This is a genomic window from Streptomyces calidiresistens, from assembly GCF_014141525.1.
Taxonomy (GTDB): domain Bacteria; phylum Actinomycetota; class Actinomycetes; order Streptomycetales; family Streptomycetaceae; genus Streptomyces; species Streptomyces calidiresistens.
Genome location: NZ_VKHS01001199.1, coordinates 1 through 1,153, shown reverse-complemented (window position 1 = coordinate 1,153; position 1,153 = coordinate 1). Strand labels below are relative to the sequence as shown.

1 protein-coding gene is annotated in these 1,153 nt (G+C 74.5%); it reads left to right on the top strand.

All coding sequences use genetic code 11. The features are described from left to right. Positions 1–1,054, top strand: a 1,054-nt coding sequence (locus tag FOE67_RS26360; protein WP_182667334.1) for an SUKH-4 family immunity protein, incomplete at its 5' end; no start/stop codon positions are given. Positions 1,055–1,153 lie beyond the last annotated feature (99 nt).

Sequence of the window (1,153 nt, the reverse complement as noted above, 5' to 3'; positions counted from 1 at the left end):
CCCGCCGGCCCCCGCGCCGGCCCCGGTTCCCGCTCCCGCGCCGCCCGGTGGTTACGGCTACCCACCGCAGCCGGGGGTGCCCGTGGTGGGCTCCGGCTACATGGCGGTGCTGCGCTACCGCGCGCCGGACGGCTCGGAGCAGCGGCTGATCCGCCGCTCGGCGCCGGGGATGCCGCACCCCGAGTGGCAGCTGCTGCACGAGCTGCACGCCCTGGGGGTACCGGCGAACCAGGCGATCGAGCTGCACACCGAGTTGCAGTCCTGCGAGCTGCCCGGTGGGTACTGCGCGCGGATGATCCGGGAGACCTGGCCGCAGGTGCGGATCACCCACACCGCGCCCTACGGCACCGACCTCGCCTCCCGGCAGGCGGGGGTGCGGCACCTGGTGGAGCACCAGGACGAACTGGAGCAGTACGCGGACGGTCCGCCGCGCACGGCGCCGGTGCGCGCACCGCTGGCGCAGCAGCCCACCGCCCCGGCGGTGGGGTTGGACGTCATCGGGCAGGAGCTGGCCCAGTCCTACGGTCCGCAGGGCGTCTTCCACTGGGAGCAGCAGGCGGTGGCCCGCCAGGGCGTCCCGGACATCGTGGCGCAGACCCTGGTGTGGTCGGGGCTGCCGGTGGGCATCGGCCCGTTCTTCTGGGCGCACGCCCAGCCGGGACGTCCGATCCCGACCCTGGCGGAGCTGGCGCAGGAGCGCGGCGTGGTGCCGGCGATGGACTCGGGCTCGTACCTGGTGCTGGGCAACGACTTCGGTCGGCAGCTGTGCGTGCAGTACGGAACCGCGCACGTGGTGGCGGTGCCGCTGGAGGGCGGCCCGGGCGGGCAGCCCGCGCCGGCGCAGTTCGTCAACACCTCGGTGCCGCAGTTCGCGCGGTCGATGGCGATGCTGGGGCGGATGTGGCCGCTGCGGCACGGGTTGACCCCGGAGCAGGCCGGACGGTGGACGTCGGACTTCCAGACCCAGTTGGTGACGCTCGACGGACAGGCCCTGGCCGATCCGGAGAGCTGGTGGTCGGTGCTGCTGGAGCAGATGTGGGACGGACTGCTGTAGTCCGCCGGTGAGCCCGTGCCCCCTGCCCCGGGGCACGGGCTCCCACCGCGCCGAGGGGGCCGGTGCGGGGCGATCGCCCCGCACCTGTCTCTTATACAC